Here is a 3410-nt window from a genome sequence, read left to right on the forward strand (position 1 = left end):
TCCAGGATGCGCCGGATGAGCTTTTCGCCGTATTGAGTAGCCTGCCCGATCCGGCCGAGGGCTTTTTGCTGATCCGGCGTCAGGTTGTCCGCTTCATCCTGTAGCAATTGCTGCCACATGCTGATGCTGGCGAAGGGAGTACTGAGGTCATGGCTGACGATGCTGATCAGCGAGTTCTTTTCATAGTTCAATTCCGACAACCGTTCGTTCTGCCGGATCACCAGGTCGTTGGTGGCCTGCAATTTCCGGTTGACATTGCGTTTGACGATAAAGGCCATTGCGGCGGCGATGGCGATGAGCAGCAGGCTGATGGCCATGACCATCATGATGCGGTAATGAAATTTTTGCTGGGTGATCTCCGACTGCAGGAGCAGGTTCCTGTTCTCGCTTTCCCTTGCTTCATATTTTTGTTCCAGCTCGGCGATCGCTTTGTAGGTATCGCTGTTGACGAGGGCCGTATCCAGCTCGTACCATTTACCCTGGTATTCCCAGGCTTTTTTATAATTGCCCCGGTGTTGCTCAAGCTTGGAAAGGATCTGGTAGCTATCGGATTGTTTGCTTTTCGAGTCGAGCTGTTCGGCCATATGCAGGGAGAGGTCCCCGTATTTTTCGGCCGAATCGAATCTGCCCTTTTGTGTAAAGACATCGGCCATATTCAGCACATCCAGCCAGATATCTGCCGAGCGCGTGATGGTATGTGCGGCCAGGTCGTGGACATAATTGTTCCGGAAGTAAAACAGCGCCGTATCGTATTCCTTGAGGTAGTAGGAATTGGTGCCGATATTATTATAGAGAGAGGAGAGGTCTTCGCCGTTTTTTTCTTCGAGCACTTTACCGATCCGAAGTCCTTCTTTTAAAAAGATCCGGGAGCTGTCATAAAGACCAAGACGGGTATAGATCGCGCTGAGATTGACATAGGAACGGAAAAGAGAACCGGGGTCGCCAAGCCGTTGGTTCAGTTTTACGCATTCCAGGTATACCTCTTTCGCCTTTAGCGGTTGCTTCATATTCTGCGTGTATACCGCAGCCAGATCTGTCAGGGCCTTGATCTCATGCGTGACGTCGCCGATCCTGCGGGCCTCGCGGAGGGTTTGGAGATAATAATCGATGGCCTTCTTATAGTCCCCTTTATTCTCATAATAATATCCATAGAGACTGAGGGCCATGACCTTTGCGGACGGGTATTGTCCCTTCAGATAGGCGTGATAGATATAATCCGCGTAATAACCGATGGAATCCGACCGGGCCTCCGTAAGATGAACAGCCCTGCTATACATTTGCTGGAGCGCGGCAGTGTCAACCTGTCCAAAAAGGACCCGGGCAGTCAACAGGAGGAAAAAGAAGACGAAGGACCGCTTCACAGCATGTTTTGATTCAGATTCGAATGAGACGTTTCACCACTCCAAGGTAACGATCTTTCCGCAGTCTTTAGTCGATCAATTTATGCCGCAGGGCAAACTTTACGAGGCCTACGGTATTATTGACGCCCAGTTTGGCGATGAGGTTCTTGCGATGCGTCTCTACGGTGCTGACGGACAGGAAAAGTTTCTCTGCGATCTCGGCATTGCTGTATTCCTTGCAGATGAGCCGGAGCACCTCCAGCTCCCGCCGCGAAAGGATCTCATCGATCTGTTTGTCTTCGATGGTAATCGTATGACGGAAGTCTTCGTCCCGGTCTCCGATATGGACGTCCTTGCTGAAATAGCTGCCGCCATCCCGGACAGTCCGGATTGCTTCGAGGAGCTCTTCCAGGCTGGCATTCTTTAACACGTATCCCTGGATGATGTGTTTTGTCAGTTTGTGAATATAGCGGGTGCCCCGTAAAAGAGTGAGGTAGATGATCTTCAGGTCGGGACGCAGAACCCGGATCTGTTGTAGCAGTTCTTCTTCGCCCATGTCCGGCAAATAAACATCCAATAATAAGATATCGGCCTGAAGGCCCGGGATCTCACCCAGCAGTTGTCGCCCCGATGCGGCAGTACCGATCACTTCTATACCATTCTGTCTGCCCAATAACAAGGACAACCCTTCCAGATAGATCTCATGATCATCCGTAATAAAAACTCGAACCATGTTAGTTTAATAGATTCCGTAAGTGTTTCAACTACAAAGCAAGTTATAACTATTTATGATATGAGTGAATAAAAAACCGGCCGGGCTCTTAAATTTAAAAATAGAGCAGGCCGGTTTTTCGTCGAATGTCGTGAATTAGCAAGTATTTCAGGGGACCCCTCCGGGCGGCACTAATAATTAAATGAGTACTCATCCAGCTTGATTAGTTGAGATTTTCTATTATACCTGCGATCCCCTGCCCACCGCCGACGCAGGCGGTTACGATGCCATACTTTTTATTCAATCGTTTGAGGTCATGGATGATCTGGATGGTGAGCTTGCAACCGGTGCAGCCAAGGGGATGACCCAGGGCAATGGCGCCACCATTGGTATTCACGATCGCCGGGTTCATTTCCAGCCGGCGGATGACGGCCAGGGACTGGGAGGCAAATGCCTCGTTAAGCTCTACCAGGTCGATCTGTCCCAGGTTCATACCCGCCTGCCGGAGGGCCTTGGGCACGGCTTCCACGGGCCCGATGCCCATGATCCGGGGATGTACGCCGGCGCTGGCGCATGCTACCAGGCGGGCGATGGGACGAAGGCCCAACTCCTTGATCATTTTTTCTCCCATGACGATGACAAAGGCGGAACCGTCACTGGTTTGGGAGGAGTTGCCGGCCGTTATACAGCCGCCGGCCGCAAAGACAGGTTTTAGCTTTGCCAACGCTTCCAGCGAAGTATCGGCCCGGGGCCCTTCATCGGTATCCATGATAAAACTTCGTTGCTGACGGCGTCCTTTGTCGTCGACATACACTTCTTCCACGTCGAGCGGTAGGATGCCGTTCTTGAAGTAACCGTTCTTTATGGCATTGATGGCTTTTTGATGGGACGCATAGGAGAATTGATCCTGGTCTTCCCGGCTTACGTTAAATTCTTTGGCCACCGCTTCGGCGGTGAGACCCATATTGAGATAATAATCCGGTTCTTCGGAAGCGATGGAATAGGCGGGTACGGTCTTCCAGCCCGCCTGCGGCACCATGCTCATGCTTTCGGTACCCCCGGCGATGATACAATCGGCCATACCGGAACGGATCTTGGCCGTCGCCATGGCGATGGTCTCCAGTCCGCTGGCGCAATAACGGTTGACAGTCACCCCTGCCGCATGAATGCCGACGGCGCGGGCGGCGATGATCCGGCCTACCTGGAGGCCCTGCTCGGCTTCGGGAACGGCGTTGCCAACGATCACGTCGTCGACCCGGTGGGGATCCAGTTGAGGGACGGAGGCCAGCAGGCCCCTGATCACATTGATAGCCATGTCATCGGGACGATAAAAACGAAATTTGCCTCTTTTGGATTTT

Annotated in this window: 3 protein-coding genes; all 3 read right to left on the reverse strand. The window is 52.2% G+C overall.

Annotated elements, in window-relative coordinates; all coding sequences use genetic code 11:
* Positions 1-1361: histidine kinase dimerization/phospho-acceptor domain-containing protein (locus VGM48_RS24435; RefSeq protein WP_331583517.1), on the reverse strand; the 1361-nt coding region annotated here is incomplete at its 3' end.
* A gap of 67 nt (positions 1362-1428) precedes the next feature.
* Positions 1429-2073, reverse strand: coding sequence for a response regulator transcription factor (locus VGM48_RS24440; RefSeq protein WP_331583519.1), 645 nt, complete (start codon positions 2071-2073; stop codon positions 1429-1431).
* Positions 2074-2275: 202 nt separating this feature from the next.
* The coding region (locus tag VGM48_RS24445; protein WP_331583521.1) for an acetyl-CoA C-acyltransferase at positions 2276-3410 on the reverse strand (1135 nt) is incomplete at its 5' end.

The sequence above is a fragment of the Puia sp. genome (assembly GCF_036500295.1).
GTDB lineage: Bacteria > Bacteroidota > Bacteroidia > Chitinophagales > Chitinophagaceae > Puia.

Bases quoted from the DNA above. Each gene is read 5' to 3' on its own strand.
- VGM48_RS24440 (WP_331583519.1), bottom strand. From the start codon at position 2,073: ATGGTTCGAGTTTTTATTACGGATGATCATGAGATCTATCTGGAAGGG.